The 19,065-nt window shown below is 45.5% G+C and carries 8 protein-coding genes and 2 pseudogenes; 7 read left to right on the forward strand and 3 right to left on the reverse strand.

Translation table 11 applies throughout. From position 1 onward, the window contains the following. Positions 1 to 335 precede the first annotated feature (335 nt). From RIG66_RS26885 to RIG66_RS26915, 7 genes and pseudogenes are all read left to right on the forward strand, one after another. Positions 336 to 992, forward strand: a complete 657-nt coding sequence (locus RIG66_RS26885) for a hypothetical protein (protein WP_446382092.1) — start codon at positions 336 to 338, stop codon at positions 990 to 992. Between the two features lie 229 nt (positions 993 to 1,221). Next, a pseudogene (locus tag RIG66_RS26890) lies at positions 1,222 to 1,540 on the forward strand (recombinase family protein); the annotation flags it as partial. Next, positions 1,540 to 2,713: pseudogene (locus RIG66_RS26895) on the forward strand (RNA-guided endonuclease InsQ/TnpB family protein). The pseudogenes RIG66_RS26890 and RIG66_RS26895, both read left to right, overlap by 1 nt. A gap of 261 nt (positions 2,714 to 2,974) precedes the next feature. Next, entirely contained in the window at positions 2,975 to 3,346 is a 372-nt protein-coding gene (locus tag RIG66_RS26900) for a hypothetical protein (RefSeq protein ID WP_446382094.1), read from the forward strand. Between the two features lie 428 nt (positions 3,347 to 3,774). Next, the gene (locus tag RIG66_RS26905) at positions 3,775 to 4,119 is read left to right on the forward strand and encodes a cupin domain-containing protein (RefSeq protein WP_446382096.1); all 345 of its coding nucleotides are present in this window, start codon (positions 3,775 to 3,777) and stop codon (positions 4,117 to 4,119) included. A 237-nt stretch (positions 4,120 to 4,356) separates the two neighbouring features. Beyond that, positions 4,357 to 5,961: an apolipoprotein N-acyltransferase gene (lnt, locus tag RIG66_RS26910; RefSeq protein ID WP_446382098.1), complete on the forward strand. Its 1,605-nt coding sequence runs from the start codon at positions 4,357 to 4,359 to the stop codon at positions 5,959 to 5,961. Positions 5,962 to 6,217: 256 nt separating this feature from the next. Next, entirely contained in the window at positions 6,218 to 10,297 is a 4,080-nt protein-coding gene (locus RIG66_RS26915) for a TIR domain-containing protein (RefSeq protein ID WP_446382100.1), read from the forward strand. Between the two features lie 68 nt (positions 10,298 to 10,365). Here RIG66_RS26915 and RIG66_RS26920 read toward each other — a convergent pair whose 3' ends face one another. The 3 genes from RIG66_RS26920 to RIG66_RS26930 all read right to left on the reverse strand — a co-directional run bounded on the left by RIG66_RS26920 (position 10,366) and on the right by RIG66_RS26930 (position 18,987). Beyond that, positions 10,366 to 11,889 carry a beta-galactosidase gene (locus tag RIG66_RS26920; protein WP_446382102.1) on the reverse strand — a complete coding sequence of 508 codons (1,524 nt, stop codon included), beginning with the start codon at positions 11,887 to 11,889 and terminating at the stop codon, positions 10,366 to 10,368. 603 nt (positions 11,890 to 12,492) lie between these two features. Next, positions 12,493 to 15,150, reverse strand: coding sequence for a CHAT domain-containing protein (locus tag RIG66_RS26925; RefSeq protein WP_446382104.1), 2,658 nt, complete (start codon positions 15,148 to 15,150; stop codon positions 12,493 to 12,495). Positions 15,151 to 15,276: 126 nt separating this feature from the next. After that, complete coding sequence (locus RIG66_RS26930; protein ID WP_446382106.1) at positions 15,277 to 18,987, reverse strand: two-partner secretion domain-containing protein; 3,711 nt, start codon at positions 18,985 to 18,987, stop codon at positions 15,277 to 15,279. Positions 18,988 to 19,065 lie beyond the last annotated feature (78 nt).

Here is a 19,065-nt window from a genome sequence, read left to right on the forward strand (position 1 = left end):
TTTTTGATAAATAATTAGATCTTCATGAGTTTTGATGCTTTTTTGGTCTTCTTCCTTGTCCACTTTCCCTCCAGGTCTTCCAAGTCTTACCTCCATTATACCGTCCAGGTAAAAAACCTACCCTTGTGAGGCGGGGGGAGCGGGGGGAGCTGGGGAAGATAACGGATCAGATGTTAAGAACGCGGTAAGTTAGAGGTAAGCGCCCTATCCATACCTGTAAATCACTAATCATGCCTGTGAATCGAATTGTCCTGTTATGCGTGGTTGGAGGTGGACTGGCTATATTTGTGTTGTCAAATTTGTCAGCCCCCGCCTTGTCTATCGTATTTTTGGGAATGCAAACAGTTGCATTACCTCTGACGGTATGGATAGGACTGGCGATCGCACTCGGCATACTCACCAGTTTAGTCTTACAATTGCTCAGTTTTCGACCCAGGAGGGTTCAGAGGTTTGATCGTGCCGCCCAAGCATCGCCTCCAAATCGCTGGCGATCAGATGTTGAGTTTGAGCAGGAGGAACCTGAACCAGAGGAAACTGAACCAGAAATGCCACCTCCCCCACCCCCTCCACCACCTCCTCCTCCCAATCCTTCCCCCTCTGCTTCCGGTTCAGATTGGGATCAAGCTGTTGCTCCAGAGTGGAACTTTGAAGGAGAATCGGCAACATCCATAGAGGACGAGTTTGACTGGGATGAGTTTGAGAGTCAGCCAGAGGAAGAGGTATTAGAGGAAGAGAAAACAGAGCGCGATCGCGAAGAGCGCAGTATCGGAAGCGATCGCAGTAGTTACGAACCACCTCAAGAACCCAGCCGCCGTTCTCAATCCGACTCGGTTTATTCCTACAGTTACCGGGAATCTAATACGTCTAAATCGAGGATTGGCAAATCTGAGGCAGTGTATGATGCTAACTATCGAGTAATTACCCCGCCGTACCGCCAACCTCCACCCCAAGCGGAACCAGAGGATGAGGATGAAGATGAAGACTGGGGTTAGAAGCTGAACAATAATTTCTGGGCATATCTTGGCAAATCTTCGGGTCTTCCGTAGTTAGTGTGCTAAATTGTTAGTTTAATTTGCCCAAATATTGAACAGCAATAGCTTTAACTATTTCTACCCGGATTTCAAGAGAGTTTTGAGGCGATGAAAAGCTACAGTCCTTGCTTGGCAAGCTTTCTAGTTCATTAAATCTGATAGTTTAGCACACTAAGTCCGGAAGAACCGCAGTGGACTCAATTACAACAAAAAAGGACTTCAAAGACTGCTCAAACGCATCATGAAAGGCGATATTGGACGTTTAGTTTTGACCCACAAAGACCGACTTCTTAGATTTGGCTCAGAGCTTGTTTTTGCAATGTGCGAAGAGTTTGAAACCGAGGTTGTGATTGTCAATAAATCTTCAGAGGAATTAAGTTTTGAACAAGAGCTGGTCACAGACGTGATTGAACTTATTACTGTATTTTCGGCACGTCTCTATGGCTCTAGAAGCAAGAAAAAAAAAGCTAATTGATGGCATGACCCAAGTGGTTAAGGATGTTCAATAATGTTACTAGGATTCAAAACAGAGTTAAGGCTAAACAACAAACAGCGAACCGCATTAGCTAAACATTGTGGCGTTTCCCGCCATGCGTGGAATTGGGGTCTAGGTTTAACCAAGCAAATACTTGACCACAACCGGGATAACCCAGAGGATAAAATCAAGTTCCCCACTGGGATTGACTTACACAAGTGGCTAGTAGCGCTGGTTAAACCCTTATGCCCTTGGTACTATGAGGTGAGCAAATGCGCCCCCCAGTTTGCGCTTAGACAATTAGCCCAAGCTTGGAAGGATGCGTTCAAGAAAAACAAAAAACCGCCTCGGTTTAAGCGCAAAGGAAAGCATGACAGCTTCACTCTAGACGGGTCAATTCAGCTTGACCATTTCAAGATTAGAGTTCCTAGAATTGGTTGGTTAAAGACGTATGAGCGGCTACCTGTTCGATTTCAGCCCAAAACTGTCACCATATCCAGAACGGCTGACCGATGGTTTATCAGTTTTAAGCTGGAATATGAGCCAGTTAACCGCCCCAAGTCTTACCCTGTAGTAGGTGTTGATTTGGGGATCAAAGCGTTAGCGGTATTGTCTACCGGGATTGTCGTAGAAGGTGCTAAAAGCTATCGGAAGTACGAGAAAAAACTCTCTCGTTTGCAATGGTTGAATCGTCACAAACAAATGCTTGGAGCTAACTGGAAGAGAGCCTCGAACAAGATAGCCCGTTTGCATCGTAAGATAGCAAACATTAGAAAAGACACATTGCACAAACTCACCTCCTATTTAGCCCAAAACCACAGCCGAATAGGAATAGAGGAGCTTAATGTGTCTGGGATGATGGCTAATCACAAGCTGGCTAAAGCTATTGCCGATATGGGTTTCTTTGAGTTCAAACGCCAGAAGCGAGTACAAGTGCAAGCTGTACGGGTCAACCTTGGTTGAGGTTGACCGATGGTATCCCTCAACCAAAACCTGCTCAAGATGCCATACTGTCAAGGATGAAATGCCTTTATCTAAGCGAGTTTTCCGGTGTGACAACTGCGGGTTAGAAATTGACCGCGATTTTAACGCCTCCATTAATTTGGAATGGTTCCGCCAGTTAGGTGGGGAAGTGCCTGTGGACTGGTTGAGTGCCGACACCGCCAGAGTGAAGCAGGAAGTAAGCGGCAAGCCTAGACATGAATAACTTTGCCTAGACTTGCGTAGGTATTACATAACGGATTTGAGTTTGATGATCAAGACAGAGGTTCATAGCTGAAGCTTGATCAATGAGCTATTGATTATTACCCAGCGTGTAAATGGTAAACTTGGTAACAAATTTTCTCAACAAATCAATAAAAAATTAGTCAAATTGTAAATTTATCGGCAAACTATTGGTATGCTGGAAAGTATAATCAGTCTCAAACAGTAGCAAGTTTCCAACACTATAAAACCAGGGAGAGCGCTCATGAGACGCCACACACTCGTTGTTTTAAGCATCACTACTGCGGTCTTTGGCTTAGTCCCCCTTGCCCAAGCTCAGTCAGACTCACCGTTTAGCGCTAATGACAATTCGGTTACGTTATCCGGTGAATCCCTACAGACTGTACAAAGTCGCAGTCTATCCAACGATTACCGTTCTTTCTTCCATACCAACTCGCCCATTGATCCAGATGCAGCAGGAGTGAATTCTACAGATTCAAGCTTTGCCATTAGCGATCGCCTACGAATTGTAGTGGGAGATACCCTCAACTCTGGTGATCCCCTTGACCTATTTCCGGCTGTGGGAGAAGAGGGAGATGTTCAGCGACTCAAGTTACAAGTGCCGCTCAGGGAATAATTAGTCATAATTATTCTCAAATGACATCCGCAAAGTCGCGCAAAATTATTTGATAACTATTGCCGATGTCATAGCCGTAAAAAATAGAAGACAATTAAGAAACAACTCCAACACAAACAACTAATCTGGGCTAGTACGGTGAGAAATGTTCCTGATTTCTCAAGTCTACTAGCCTATTCTCTTGGGCAAAAGGTAAAGGGTAAAAGGGAATAAGTAGTCGGACAAAGGAAAGTTGACGGTTAAAATTAGGGGACTCTTAACAGGGAACAGTAAGAAGTTGAGGCTTGTTAAGATTTCTTCGTACAGCGGGCAGAATTTATGTCCAGGTACTTACAAGATTTAGTTTCTAAATGATACCCAATCCCATGACAGCGGTTTTCAAGTTCGTGAAGTACGTTATTTTTATCATTTTTTATTATTCATGAGATATGCCAAATATTTTTAATCTCTCTTCCCAACTGTCTAATGAAGAACAATTTGAGGCATTAGTCTCTAGTGATAGCGTGTTAATTGAGCGAATTATCTCCACAGGGCAAACTACACCAACCGGAGAATGGTATGATCAGCAGCAGGATGAGTGGGTGATCCTGCTTCAGGGGGAAGCAATTCTTATCTATGATGATGGGTCTAAAATTGAACTAAAAGCTGGCGATTATGTTTTGATTAATGCTCATCAAAAGCACCGAGTTGAATGGACAAGCTCTCACCCACCCTGTATTTGGCTAGCTGTCCATGGTAATCTTAAATCTAATGGCAGAGACGATAAAATCTGAGTTAATTCAACATTGAAAACGGGTGTGTGAAGAACTATGATAAATTGACACTTGACTTTCCCCTTCCTTGTAAATCAGAGTTCGGATTACTGGAGTAGTGCTAAATGGCGCTGATTCGCATAGCCTGGAAATAAATGAATTAACTCTTTGAACCCGTTTCAACGGGTTTGGTGCTTTTAGCCCCAACTTTAGTTGAGGGCTTAAGTCAGCGACATTTCCCTTAAGTCCTTTGTCACTATGCAAATTCCTAAGCAACTTTGGCGAGCGTCTCCTATCTTATTATCCCTGCTGGGTGGTATCCTCATGGGATTAACTCCATCCCCTGTGGAAGCCTGGTCTTTGGCGTGGATTGCTTTAGTGCCTTTATGGTTCTTAGTCGTCACCCGTCAAAGTCTGCGCCAGACGGCTTTATATGGTTTCTGCTGGGGGATTGGCTATCAAGGCTTAGCCCTATTTTGGATTACAGGTGTTCATCCCATGGATTGGATGGGAGTACCCTGGTTAGCCAGTTTAGCGATCGCGCTTTTTTGCTGGGTGTTTATTACCCTCTGGGGGACGATTCTGGTGGTGCTGTGGGCGGTGGGGATGACGGCGTTCAATTCACTCTTGAATCGTCAAGGGGTCAAGTTTAGAACCGTTAATCGCGTTTTGGTGGGAATTGCCCTCTGGTGTGGTTTAGAAGCCTTCTGGACTTTAGGCGATCTCAATTGGACCTCGTTGGCTTATACCCAAAGTCCCCATAATTTATTGATTTTACACCTGGGTCAGATTTCGGGTCCGTTTACAGTAACCGCCGCCGTTGTTGCTGTGAATGGGTTAATCGCAGAAGCTGGAATTAGTTATTTCTCTAATCGAAGCCAACGAGTCACTGGATCTAAGGCAAAGCAGAAATTTATCCTAGCTTTAGGACTTCTTGTCGGTTTGCATTTGATTGGATTTGGACTCTACAGTCGCCCGCTGATTCAACCCACTCAAGCCGCTTTCAAGGTTGGTATTATTCAAGGGAATATTCCTAACCGGATTAAACTCTACCGAGATGGTTGGAGTCGAGCAATTGAAAATTATACCAATGGTTACAACGCCTTAGCGGATAAAGGAGTAGAAGCTGTCCTGACACCGGAAACAGCATTACCCTTTCTCTGGGATGAACAGATTAATCAATTTCGCTCACCCGTTCCCTTTTATCAATACAAACTCGATCGCTTTAAAGAGGCTATTTTAGACAAAGGTGTGCTGGTTTGGTTGGGTGCGTTTGGTGAAAAAGGAGATAGCCTGACGAATAGTTTATTTACGATTACAGGTACAGGGGAAACCATCAGCCGCTATAACAAAGTGATTCTCGTCCCGTTAGGCGAATATATTCCCTTTGAGGAAGTATTGGGTAGTTTAATTGATCGGCTTTCCCCCTTAGATGCCCATTTAGCCGCAGGTCAACCCAACCAACAGTTTGACACACCGTTTGGTCGTGCGATCGCGGGGATTTGTTATGAGTCAGCTTTTGCCTATCATTTCCGCCATCAAGCGGCTAGGGGGGGTGAGTTTATTCTAAGTGCTTCAAATAATGCTCATTATAGTGAAACCATGCCCGCCCAACATCACGCCCAAGATGTGATGCGTGCTATTGAAACAGATCGGTGGGCAGTACGGGCGACAAATACAGGCTATTCTGGCATTGTCGATCCTCATGGTAGAACTTTATGGCTTTCTGGGATTAATACTTACGAGATTCATGCGGCGACAGTTTATCGGCGACAAACCCAAACACTTTATGTACGCTGGGGCAATTGGTTGACGCCGACATTATTAGGATTGGCGATTTTAGCGTTTATCGTGAGTCGCTAATCCTGTTTGTAGTAGGCGCTTGATTCGTCTCTAGCCAGAGGACTAAAGTCCTCACTACAAACATCCAAAACCCTGCACGTTTGTTTAGCTGCGATTTCAACCGCCATAACTGTTTACGTTACTGGATACTATTTGTTATAGTCTCAGAAAGAGGATAATTATCCGCCGGATTGCCTCTATCTAAGGAATAATATTTTTTCTCCTCTGAACCAGTTCTCAAGACATTGTTTGTGTCTTTTTGTGTGGCTACCTCACCATGAATAAATTTTGCTATGCCTTCATCTCTTACGGACGAGCTGATAGTAAAGCTTTTGCAACAAAACTTTATGAGCGCTTGCTCAAGGAAGGGTTAAAGGTTTGGTTTGACCAGAATGATATCCCCCTTGGCGTCGATTTTCAGAACCAAATTGATGATGGGATTGAAAAGGGACATAATTTCCTATTTATCATTGCGCCTCATTCGGTGAATTCGCCCTATTGTGGTAAAGAAATTGAGCTGGCACTGAAGCGGAATAAACGGATTATTCCTTTACTGCACGTTGAGCAAATTACTCAGGAAACGTGGCAGCAGAGAAACCCTAAGGGTACGCCCCAAGACTGGGAAGCATATCAACAGAAAGGGTTACATTCCAGCTTTCCTAATATGCACCCCGCGATCGGTAAGATTAATTGGGTCTATTTTCGCGAGGGAATCGATGATTTTGAGCAGTCGTTTGCCGATTTAATTGACTTATTGAAGCGCCATGCTGATTATGTGGAGCAGCATACCCAGTTTTTAGCAAGGGCGTTGGAGTGGGAGCGGCATCAAAAACAAACGAGTTATCTGTTAGTTGGGGAAGAACGACAGCAGGCAGAAGCTTGGTTAAAGATACGATTTAAAGACGATCAACCGCCTTGTCTTCCTAGTGATTTGCATTGTGAGTATATCACCGAAAGTATCAAGAATGCCAATAACTTGATGACGCAGGTGTTTATCTCTTATGCTGATGAGGATCGGGCGACAATGGAGAAGATTCGCAAGAGTTTGAGGCGAGAAAGTATTACAGTTTGGACGAATACAACGGATATTCAAACGGGGGAAGCGTTTGAGGAGGCGATTAAGCGGGGCATTGAACAGGCGGACAATGTGGTTTATCTGCTTTCGCCGGATTCGGTAATGTCGGATTTTGCTCGGCGAGAATTAGAGTCTGCTTTATCGCTGAATAAGCGGATTATACCTGTGTTAGTGCGAGAAATACCACCAGAAAAAGTGCCGTCAGCGGTGCGGGATTTGCACTATATTGACCTGACGGACAATGTGAGGGAAGAAGATTATCAGCTTGATGAAAGCCAATTGTTGAAGATTTTGCATCAGGATGAGGCTTATTATAACGAGCATAAGATATTACTGACGAAGGCGCTGAAGTGGAAGCGGCAGCATGAGAATCCGAGTATTCTGTTGCGAGGGTATAACTTGCGGAGTGCAGAAACTTGGTTGAAGGTGGCAAATAAGAGAACGCTGCATCCGCCGATACTGTTAATAGAAGAATTCATTAATGAAAGTTTGCGGCAACCGCCTGCTGAATCGCTGGATGTGTTTATTTCCTATTCTCGTGCGGATTCCGATTTTGCTCGGAAGCTGAATGATGAACTGCAACTTCAGGGGAAAACGACGTGGTTTGACCAAGAAAGTATTGCATCGGGGGCGGATTTTGCCCAGGAGATTAATGGGGGAATTCAAGCTTGTGATAACTTTTTGTTTATTCTCTCGCCTCGTTCTGTGAATTCGCCTTATTGTAAGGATGAGGTGGAGTATGCGGCGGGGTTGAATAAGCGGTTTGTGACGGTGCTGCATCGAGCGGTGAATTCAGATGAGCTGCATCGGGAGTTAGGAAAGGTGCAGTGGATTGATTTTAATCCCAATGAGAAGGATTTTAATGCCAATTTTAGACAATTGGTGAGAACCCTGGATACTGACCGGGAACACTTACACAATCATACCAAATGGTCGCAGCGAGCAATTGAATGGGAGGAGAAAGGGAAGAGTGCTGATTTGCTGTTACGGGGGAGTGAATTTGGTATTGCTGAAAATTGGTTAATGGAGGCAGAGCAACAAAAGAAACAGCCTGCCGCGACTCCATTGCAGAAGGCATTTATTGAGTCAAGTCAAAACGCGATCGCAGTAGCAGAGAAAGACGAAAAACGTCGCAAAGAAGAAATGCTGCGTTTGCAGGAGGAACGGACGAAGGAAGCTGAAGCACGGCTAGCAGAACAGAAAAAAAGTCTTGTCGCTGTCAGTATGTTATTGGTGGCTGCTGTCGGCGTTAGTGTGTGGGCTTTCAGTCTGTGGAGACGAGCAGAAATAGCTCAGATCAAATCTCTAGGCTTATATTCAGTGTCACTCTCTGATTCAAATCGGCAGTTCGATGCTTTGATTGAAGCAATTAAGGCAGGAAGGCAACTTCAAAAACACAAAGGAACTGAGAGTATAGTTTTGACAGCCTTGCAGGCAGCAGTTTATGGAAAAGGATATAGAGAGCGCAATCGGCTGACTGGGCATCAGGATGATATCCACAGCCTCACCTTCAGCCCCGACGGCAAGATGATTGCTTCTGGTAGCGCCGACAATACCATCAAACTTTGGAACCTTCAAGGTCAAGAGCTGCACACCCTCAAAGGGCATAAAGATTGGGTCATCAGCCTCGCCTTCAGCCCTAACGGTAAGATGATTGCTTCTGCTAGTTGGGACAGAACCGCCAAACTTTGGAACCTTCAAGGAGAGCTGCTGTACACCTTCAAAGGGCATCAAGAGGGAGTCACCAGCATCGCCTTCAGCCCCGACGGTAAGATGATTGCTTCTGCCAGCGCTGACAAAATTATCAAACTTTGGAACCTTCAAGGTCAAGTGTTGCATACCTTCAAAGGGCATGAAAGTAAGGTCAGAAGTGTCGCCTTCAGCCCTGATGGCAAGACCATTGCTTCTGCTAGCGAGGACAAAACTATCAAACTCTGGAACCTTCAAGGTAAAGAACTGCACACCCTCAAAGGACATGAAAGTACGGTCTACAGCGTTGCATTCAGCTCCGACGGTAAGACCATTGCTTCTGCCAGTGCTGACAAAACTGTCAGACTCTGGAACCTTCAAGGTCAACAGTTGCACACCTTAACAGGGCATGAAAATGATGTCCACAGCCTTGCCTTTAGCCCCGACGGCAAGATAATTGCTTCTGCTAGTTGGGACAGAACCATTAAACTCTGGAACCTTCAAGGTCAACAGTTGCACACCCTCTCCAGGCATGCAGATGGACTCAACTGCGTCACCTTCAGCCCCGACGGCAAAACCATTGCTGCTGGTAGTTGGGACAGCACCATCGAACTCTGGAACCGGGAAGATGAAGAGTTACAAACCCTCTCCGGACATGAAAGTAAGTTCAGAAGTGTTGCCTTCAGCCCCGACGGCAAAACCATTGCTACTGCTAGCGAGGACAAAACCGTCAAACTTTGGAACCCTCAAGGGCAAGAGTTGCACACCCTCACAGGGCATGAAAGTACGGTCAGAAGTGTCGCCTTCAGCCCCGACGGCAAAACCATTGCTACTGCTAGCGAGGACAAAACCGTCAAACTCTGGAACCTTCAAGGTCAAGAGTTGCACACCCTCACAGGGCATCAAGATTGGGTTACAAGTGTCGCCTTCAGCCCCGACGGCAAGACCATTGCTTCTGTTAGCGAGGACAAAACCGTCAAACTCTGGAACCCTCAAGGTCAAGAGTTGCACACCCTCGAAGGGCATAAAGATGATGTCCAAAGCGTTGCCTTCAGCCCTGACGGCAAGACCATTGCTTCTGCCAGTAATGATAGTACCGTCAAACTCTGGAACCTTGAAGGTCAAGAGTTGCACACCCTCAAAGGACATAAAGATGATGTCTACAGCGTTGCCTTTAGCCCCGATGGCAAGATGATTGCTTCTGGCAGTAGGGACAAAACCGTTAAACTCTGGAACCTTGAAGGTCAAGAGCTGCATACCCTCAACGGGCATGAAGATGATGTCCAAAGCGTTGCCTTTAGCCCCGATGGCAAGACCAGTGCTTCTGCTAGTTTGGATAATACCGTCAAACTCTGGAACCTTGAAGGTCAAGAGCTGCAAACCCTAAAAGGGCATAAAGATGATGTTTACAGCATTGCCTTTAGCCCCGACGGCAAGACCATTGCTTCTGTTAGTGCCGACAAGACCGTGATTCTTTGGAATTTAGCAGATTTAACTCTAGATTCACTCATGCAGGATGCTTGTGATTGGGTGGGGGATTATCTGAAGAATAATACCGCAGAAAGCGATAAGCATCTCTGCGACAATGTTTAGAAGTAATCAAGCATGTTAGGGTTTGTGCAGCAATAGGGATAAGTCAAGTCACTACGTCCGAAGTTTCTCTAGTTTAGTACCGGGTTATCTGTGCATATATAAATTTCTCCTTCGGTTAAGCCAACAAGCGAGAGATGGATTCGGCTTTCAGAACTATTTAAACCTTCTTTAAACTCCATTATACTGATTGCCTGATTAGTTTTCCAGTCTTTAAAAATACCAGACTGAGCATCCCAGTTATTATATTGTTCGTCATTGGAGGAGAGCAGCCAGATTTGATTGTTGTTGTTTCCGACAACAGTCAGATACAGTTTTCCCTGACTAAATGCAATCCCAACGGGATGTTGAGTTTGCCAATGTGCATCACCCAAGACTTGTGAAGTAGTCCAATTCTTGCCATCGTCATCAGAGGAGAGGAGCCAGATTTCATTGTTGTTGTTTCCGACAACAGTCAGATACAGTTTCCCGTTATAGCTAGCCAAATTGGTTGCATTGTTTGTTTTCCAGTTGTGGAAGACTCTCGAAACTATTCCAAATCGGCGTGCTTCCCAGCGAATATGCTCGAACCATTTTTTTGATAGAGCAGGCTCTGTAAACCGCTTCTCCCACCACCATTCAAATCCCCAAAGCAAAACACATTGAAATCCTTGTTCAATGTGTTGAGCGACAAGCGACTCAACCTTACCCAAATCTGGTGTATACTCTCCCCAAGGTTCTGCTTGGCTTTCAATAACCCAAGCATCTTTTCCTGCATCTCTTGCTCTTTTGATGTATTCTGTTGGTAGTTCTTTAGTGCGTCTTTCTTTGTCAGAGTCATCCCCATCTATATTAGGATAAATGTCCAATCCCAAAATATCTCCATATTGGATGGCGTTTCTCACGGCATATTCATCATCTTCCCAAGGATCGCTGCCAATTCTTTGTAGTTCACACCAACAATTTATAACTAGCGGACGCTGATCGAGAGAACGAATCAATTCAGCCTCTTCTTTTACAAAATCAGCTCCAATGAACCAGTGGTGTTCTCCTGACCGATCCATAGGCTCATTTTCTACTTGCCAAGCCTTGATCATATCTCTGCCTTTGTAACGATTGACAACTGCTTCGATAAATTTTTTAGTGCGCTCTCGTAATTGTGGATCTTTTGAAATTTCGGCGTTGTAAGGAGATGTTGGTAAAGCCCATTTAGGAATATAATATTCTGGCCAACGGGGAGCTTTCATGCCAACGGTGAGGAGTACTCCATATTTTCCTTTTCTCTCAATTTCGTCGAGCAGTTCGTCGAGTTCTTTCCAATCATAGTTATTTTCGGATTTCTCTAGATCTTCCCAATAAGCTCCAAGTCTAAGAAAATTAAATTCATCGCCTAATTCGTCCATAGCATCTAGAGCATTTCGCCAATTTCCCATTTGACTTTTTTGCTCTGAATTTATCTTTCCTTCCTTTGCTCGTTCCCCTGCTCGCCACCGCACATCACGGGGACTGAATGTTGTACCAAATAACTTCTTCCCAAGAATCGATTTTGAATTATCCATACTGTGAACCGGATTAATAGGAATAGAGTTTGCCGCTACCACACCTGCAGCACTCATAACGGCAAACTTACCAATAGTTTACCACATTGCCGTCGCGAAAGTACCCGACTAAGATTAAATTTCTTGTGCATCTCCAACTTCCTCAATTTTCCTATAACTTGGCTCACTTCTTGGCTGACCACGCTATGTTATTTCTACCTTTGTTGAAAAGAGCGATCGCACTCTCTGTGATTGAGTGGTAATATAGCGATATTGCGCCCCTAATCCCCTTCAAATTTGATCAAAATCGTAGGGGCGACCCGCCGCACAAAATTAACACCACCCACCGATTAATTTTATCGGGTCGCCCTGCATCGGAATATCGGTAATTATAGCACTACGCATTGAGGTTAGGACAATAAAATTAGGTGAAAAGGCAAGAGGCAATAGGCAATAGGCAATAGGGGAATGTCCTAACGTATACCCACCCGTAGTGCTATATCTGACACCGCCTAGATTTAGACAAGGGCGAGTCGAGACACGAAAATTTCACCGCCACCATCAGAGTAGCGACTCGCCCCTACAACCGCGATAATCCCCACAATCCCGACAATATCTATAGCGGGTTTTCCCATCTGACTAAACCAGAAATGATCAGGGTGAAACCCGCCCCTAAAACTGTTAAATCCAATTGCCAACTAATACAAACGGTGTCCAAAAATAGGGATGTTTCCGATACTTTGGATCTTGTAAAATCAAGAGTTGAGCGCGACGCAGGGCTTCAGCCTTACTCACTTTATCCTCAGTGAGGACTTGGTAAAATTTCACCATCAGATCCGCCGTCGTTGCATCATCCACTAACCATAATGTGGCGATGGTACTCCTCGCCCCCGCTCTCACTGCAACACCCGCTAATCCCAATGCAGCTTGATCATCGCCTTTGGCGGTTTCACAGGCACTGAGTACCAGTAATTCAATAGGATTGGTGCGACGCAAATCGGTTGTTTTGAGTAAGGAACTCAATTCATTCACATTCAGCTTATCATCCCACGTAATAATAAAGGTTCCCTCGGCTTCTGAACTAAACTGACCGTGGGTGGCGAGGTGGACAACGGGAAAGGATACGTTACCCATCGTATTTTCTAATGTGGATTTGGTAAACTCCTGATTGAGTAACAATTTCCCTGGCATAAACGATTGAATTTGTTGAAGTTCGATTTTTACATTGGGTAAGGCGGAAAAGTCTAGGCGGGATTCGGAAAGTCCAGCCGTTAACACTTCAAGCTTTTGTTCGGTAAGCGGTGTGGACTCTAACAATTCTAACCCTGGAGTCAGCGCGATCGCATAGTTTTGCAGTAAGAATTGATCCCCGTCGTGCAGCGCTGCCATCGGGATATTCCGCAGCGTGCCATTCAATACAAAGACTAGGGTTTTTACCTCACTTTGGGCTAAATCGGCGGCGGCGGGTTTGATAATCCAGTCATAGATTTTTCGGGCGAGGGGCAGAAATCTTAAACTGGTGCGCTGAGGTAAGGCTTGACGGAATTCTTCTAATGTGCTTTTTAATTCAGTTTGGGAGACAAAGGTGGTGTAACGGCGTAAGGGGTGATTGGGTAAATGAACAATGATTTCCAAACGATCAGATAGGATAATTGGGTAAAGAACGGCAGCTTCTTGGTCAATCGTATCAATATTTACAGGTCGAGCCGTGATACAATCCGCTTGAAAGAAGTTATCTAATTCTGCGATTTGGAGTAGTTCAATCACCTGACGGGCTTGTTCGAGTCGTTCTGGATTGGTTTGGGTATCATCTTCGGGTAATAGAAGTTCGACTAACTGTCGGTAGATGGGTTCAACCTGTTCGCGAAAGGAATACTGGACATTAGAATTAACCGCAACTAAATCACTACGCAGGGATTGCAACGTACTCACCGCCCCTTGGTACGCCGCAATTGCCCCTTCAATATCGCCTTGCTGTTTGAGTAAGCGCCCTAATTGCCATTGCCAAGGATACAGACTATCCCAGGCTTCAATGGCTTGGGTTTGGATTAAGGCTTTTTGGGTTAAATCTTGGGCTTGTTGCAGTTGATTGGTTTGTTCGTAAAGATGTCCCAGGGTTCCTAATGCATAAGCTTGGAGGCGTTTGTCTCTCAGAGTTTCCGCCTGTTGGATAGCCGTTGTCAGGATTTGGGCAATGTCTGGGTGTAGAGACGTGCCATGGCGCGTCTCTAATTTGATTAGACTTTCGGCAAAATTAATCCGAGATGTAATTGCTTGATCTGAAAGCGGTAAGGTATTCAGTTGATTTTGGATTTGGGGAATTAAGGTTTGCGCTTGTTGGTGATTTCCGGTTTCAATAAGTAAGCTGAGTTGATTGAGTTTTGCCCGTAATTGGATTAGGGGAGATGGGGCTTCGGTTATCGCTTGTTCATAGAACTCCAGGGCGGCTTCAACTTGCTGCTGTTGACGGGTGGTATTGGCAAGACTGAATAGGGCGGCGCTGATATCTGGGGGGGATTCTAACTGGCGGGCAATTTGTAAACTTTCGTCTAATACCTGACGGGCTTGGGGCAAGTCGTTTACGAATTGTAACACTTCCCCGAGCGATCGCAAGCCGACGGCTTTGGTGAGGGAATCGGGTTGATTATCCAGGGTTTGTCTGACTTGCTGGAGTAAGGCTAATGCGCGTCGATGAAATCCCAAGGCTTGCATGGCTTGCGCTTGGTTAATTTGGCTTTTAATTTTACCTGTTTTATCCCCTAACTGATTGTATAAGGCGGTGGCTTGCTCCCAGGTGGCTAAGGCTGGTTCGGGTTGTCCCTGATTCAGTTGTAAACGCCCCTGAATCGTTAGGCTTTGGGCTAATACTTTTAAGTGATGGGTAGAAACGTCGCGGTTTGGTTCAGTTTGCAGTAAAGTTAAACTCTGGGAAATGGCGTCGTTTGCCTCAGACCATAGGCTGAGTTGGTGATAGGCTAAGGAGAGATTACTGAGAACTGTGGCTTGCTTGATGGTATCGCCTTGACGTTGATAGGCTTGGGCTGCTTTTTCTAGGAGTTCTACGGCGTCGGTGTATTGTCCCGCTTCGTAAAAAGTTCTGCCTTGTTTTACCCACTCTTCCGGGGAGGAATCAGCAGTTGTTGTCTCGATTGTGGCTATTTGGGGTTCGTTTTGTCCGATTCCGGTTGCGGATACGGGGGAAATGACTATACATAAAATGGCGGTGAGAATGGCTAAGAGTAGCCATGAGATACCCCATTGATTGGCGCTAAAGCGCTTACTACGAACTAGGGCGCTAAATCTTTTTGTACGAACAGGTAGATACCATTTGTTTTTCATATTATTTTATTCCAATAAGATTGTGTTTTAGGGGTACGACATTGTTTATTCTTGCTCCCCCTGCTTCCCCCGCTCCCCCTGCTTCCCCTGCTCTTCCTATCTAATACGTTTGAGCGCAACTCAGTATTAGTCGCACATAGAAGAATTGACTGGGGGATTTGCAGATATCATGTTATTAGCTTCCGCCGTCAGGATAACATTACCTTGTTCATCTCTAATCCATCCCTTAGCTTCCACAATCTGGCGCGATTGAGAGGGTTTATCGGACAGAGTTGCCGTAGTATTATCGTTATCGCTTTCGGGTGACTCTAAGGAAATCCAATCAGCAAATACCGCTTCCCCACGGAGTAATTCACTGGGTTTAGGGGGTAAACCGCCGCGTCCCGTAACCACAAAACTACTTTGATTGAGTCCAGCATCGGCTTGACAAACTTGACCCACTAATCCTCGCACATCTATCGGTTGAGTGGGTAATTGATTTAAATCCCGGCTGGGATCAACATCAGGGGTATTAATCTCCACATCACCGTCTAACCCAAAGTCGGAACTGGCAGTAATATCACTTTTTGGCGTGCGCTGGGGTCGGAATTCTAACCCAAAAATGCTTTGAGCGGTGATATTAATATTACCGCCATCACCTCCAAAGGCATCAGCCACAATGTCACTATTTTCGTCTTCAACTGCCACAATAAATTCGGTGTCGATAGTAATATTTCCCCCATCACCATCACCGCCCAAGGCTTCTGCGGAAATCAAGCTATTGCGGCGCATTTCAATTAAATCTTCTGCTTGAAGATTGATGTTACCACCTTCACCAGATACGGTACTGGCAATCAAAGACGCTTGGTTATCCAGGTTGATCGAGTTGGCGGTAATCCGCATTTCACCCGCATTTCCTGTGGCTTGATTCGGCAGAATAATGCCTTGCAATACACCAAACCCCAATGTAGAATCAGTTAACCGTAAGTCATTGGCAGCTGTTCCGGTTGCGGCTGTCACTCTTGCCCTATCTCGGACTATCAATTGATTGGTATTCACCTGCAAATTTCCTGCATTTCCCGTACCAAATCCCTGGACATATAATCCACTGGGAAACCCATCAGCGGATGTGCCGCTGATTTCTACCAATTTAGCCGCATTAATAAATAAACTTCCCCCTTGACCATCCCCAATTGATGAAGCGGTGACAAATCCGCCATCTTGAATCAGTAACCGCCCTGTATTAATGGTCAAATTTCCTGCCTTTCCTCCACCCGTGGGATTCGCTAAGGTATTGACGGTATCAGTCCCTAAGGTGCTGGGAATAATATTAACGGGAGATTTCCCAATCACTTCCACTGATTCAGACGCATTTACAGTTAAATCCCCGCCGTCACCGGAACTTGCTGTCCCACTCTCAACAAATCCACCATCCCGAATAATAAATCGGCGGGTGTTAATCGTTAGGTTTCCGGCATCACCGATATTATCAGTCCCCATACTTCCAGAATCTAAAACACGACGGATAGTTCCAGAACCTAAAAGACTGGGAGTTCCCTCAATCAGGGATACTCCAATTATCTCTACCGACTCAGAGGCATTTATCTCTAAATTTCCCCCCTTACCTTGACCAAAAGTAGCTGTTGATATATTCGCCCCCTCCTGAACGATTAATCGCCTGGTATCAATTCGGAGAATTCCGCCATCATTAGACCCCCCAGCTTCGGAAAATAAACCACTGGTGGATGGTGTTGCGCCAGTTAACTCCACCGTATCGGACGCCTTGACAATTAAATTGCCGCCTTGACCACTGCTCAATGGTGAGGTAGATGTGGATACAGTTGCTCCCGATCGCACGCTCAAGTTCTCTATTTCAATGGTGATATCTCCGGCATCTCCTTGGGCAAACGTGGAGGTTGATAGGGCGGCTGCCGATCGCAAGTTCAATTGCTGTGTTTCAATGAGGATATCTCCCGCCGCACCATCTCCGCCGGTAATGGCATAGAAGCCGCTACTGGGAATGGTGGCGAGAAAATCCGTTACCCCAGGAATGGCATCTAATAGGGGATTATCAACACCCTCAAGATTAATCCCACTTGCTTCAACGGATTCTGTGGCTTGTACCGTGACATTTCCGCCAGGGATTGCCCCTAAAGTTCCCGACATCACTCGTGCGCCATTGGTTAAGGAAACTGAATTGGCATCAATTTGGATATCGCCGCCTCGGAGATTGGGCGCAGGGGGAATTGGACTTAAACTGGCACTACCAATGAGATTATTATCCCACGCGATCGCACCTTGACTTTTTAATTTAATGCTTCCCCCCACTGCACCGATGGAGAAGATATCAGCAGTGACGATATCTCCCTCACCAATTAAGCTAATATCACCACCTTTCCCTCCTAGAAAACTCGCATTTACGATGCCATTGACGGTGATGCTGTCTCTGGAGTCAATCGTGATTGAACTGATAGTCGCCGCCGGATTATCTGGATTATTTGGACTAATCGCTACTCCTGAAATACCGTTGATGGTAATTTTGCCACTGGGTAAGGATAAATTCGGTTGGTATTGATTGGTAATCAAGGCAACACCATCCGGGGCATTGAAAACGATACTACCAATTGTAATATCAGCACTTGTGGGCATCCCCACAGGATTAGGTACAGGCGGAACAATAATCCCCGTGGCTGGGATACCCTGAATATCTGGGATATCAAATGCTGTTGTCCCCGCCCGAATATCTAACGTGGGTTGAGTTTTCCCATCAACTAATACAGTCGTGCCATCTGACAGAGTAACGGTTTCTACAATACCATTGATGGGGTCAGGCGACTGGATAAGAACGCCCCCCGGAATCGTGACACTTCCTCCCGCCAGAATATGCAGTGAAGCGCCTTGATACCCGCCTAACACTACATCCCCACTGGCGCGAATAACAGGGTCTTCTGGACTGGTTAATTGTCCCAAATTCCCCTCTAAATCTTCTATCCGAAAACTACCCCCAGTTGTATAGTGAGCATTTCCTTTAATCGGATTATCTGAACGCAAGACTAAATCCGCACCAGAAAATAATCCACTATCGGGATGATTTAACGCCGAAATCGTAATCTGGTTTGCCCCTTCCACATCTAACCGATTCCCCGCCGCCGCGATAAACGGATTGCTGATTGTATCCTGTATTATTACTGTATCTGTGGCGATTAGATTTAAATCTTTTTGAGCAGAAACTTGACCTTGTAACGAGAGATTCTGGGCGGCTAAGGTTAAATCTTGCCCGACAACTAAGTTCCCTCGATTGGTAATAGAAGCATTTGCCCCATTGTTCCCATATTGCAATCCTGGGGTGACATTAACCGTCAGCAAGGGTGGGGCTTCCGGGTTGCTAGCGCTAAACGTCAACCCATTCTCAAATACCACTGCATCGGCTGTGGTTCCCACAAAGGAACCCGGTACATCCAGACGCGCCCCTTGACCAAAGATAATCCCATTAGGATTGAGTAAATATAAGGAAGCTTGTCCATTTACCCCCAAGGTTCCTAAGATGTCCGATATATCATTCCCCGTGACTCGCGAGAAAATCGTTTCAATCCCCGCCGGATTAGCAAAATAGACGCGCCCCCCCTCTCCCACATTAAATTCTAAGAAACTGTGGAACAAATTCGTGTCGCGAATTGCCCCTCCTTCAATCAAATCGGCGGGTAACCCTTTAATCTCCACATTCGGCGTGACAACGGAATTTTCTCCGTCTAACGTGGTATCGGGAGTAATTTGGGCGACGACAGGATTCTCTAAAACAGCAAATATCCCACCTATCGCTAACAATCCGGCTAGCTTGACTTTCCAACTTCTAGGCATTTGGTAGATAGTCCCTCCCAAAAATGTCAATGATGCAACCATTAACTTGAATTATCTACCCCCCTGGGATAGAGTTAC

Origin of the sequence: Coleofasciculus sp. E2-BRE-01 (assembly GCF_040221695.1) — a bacterium.
Taxonomy (GTDB): Bacteria; Cyanobacteriota; Cyanobacteriia; order Cyanobacteriales; family Coleofasciculaceae; genus Coleofasciculus.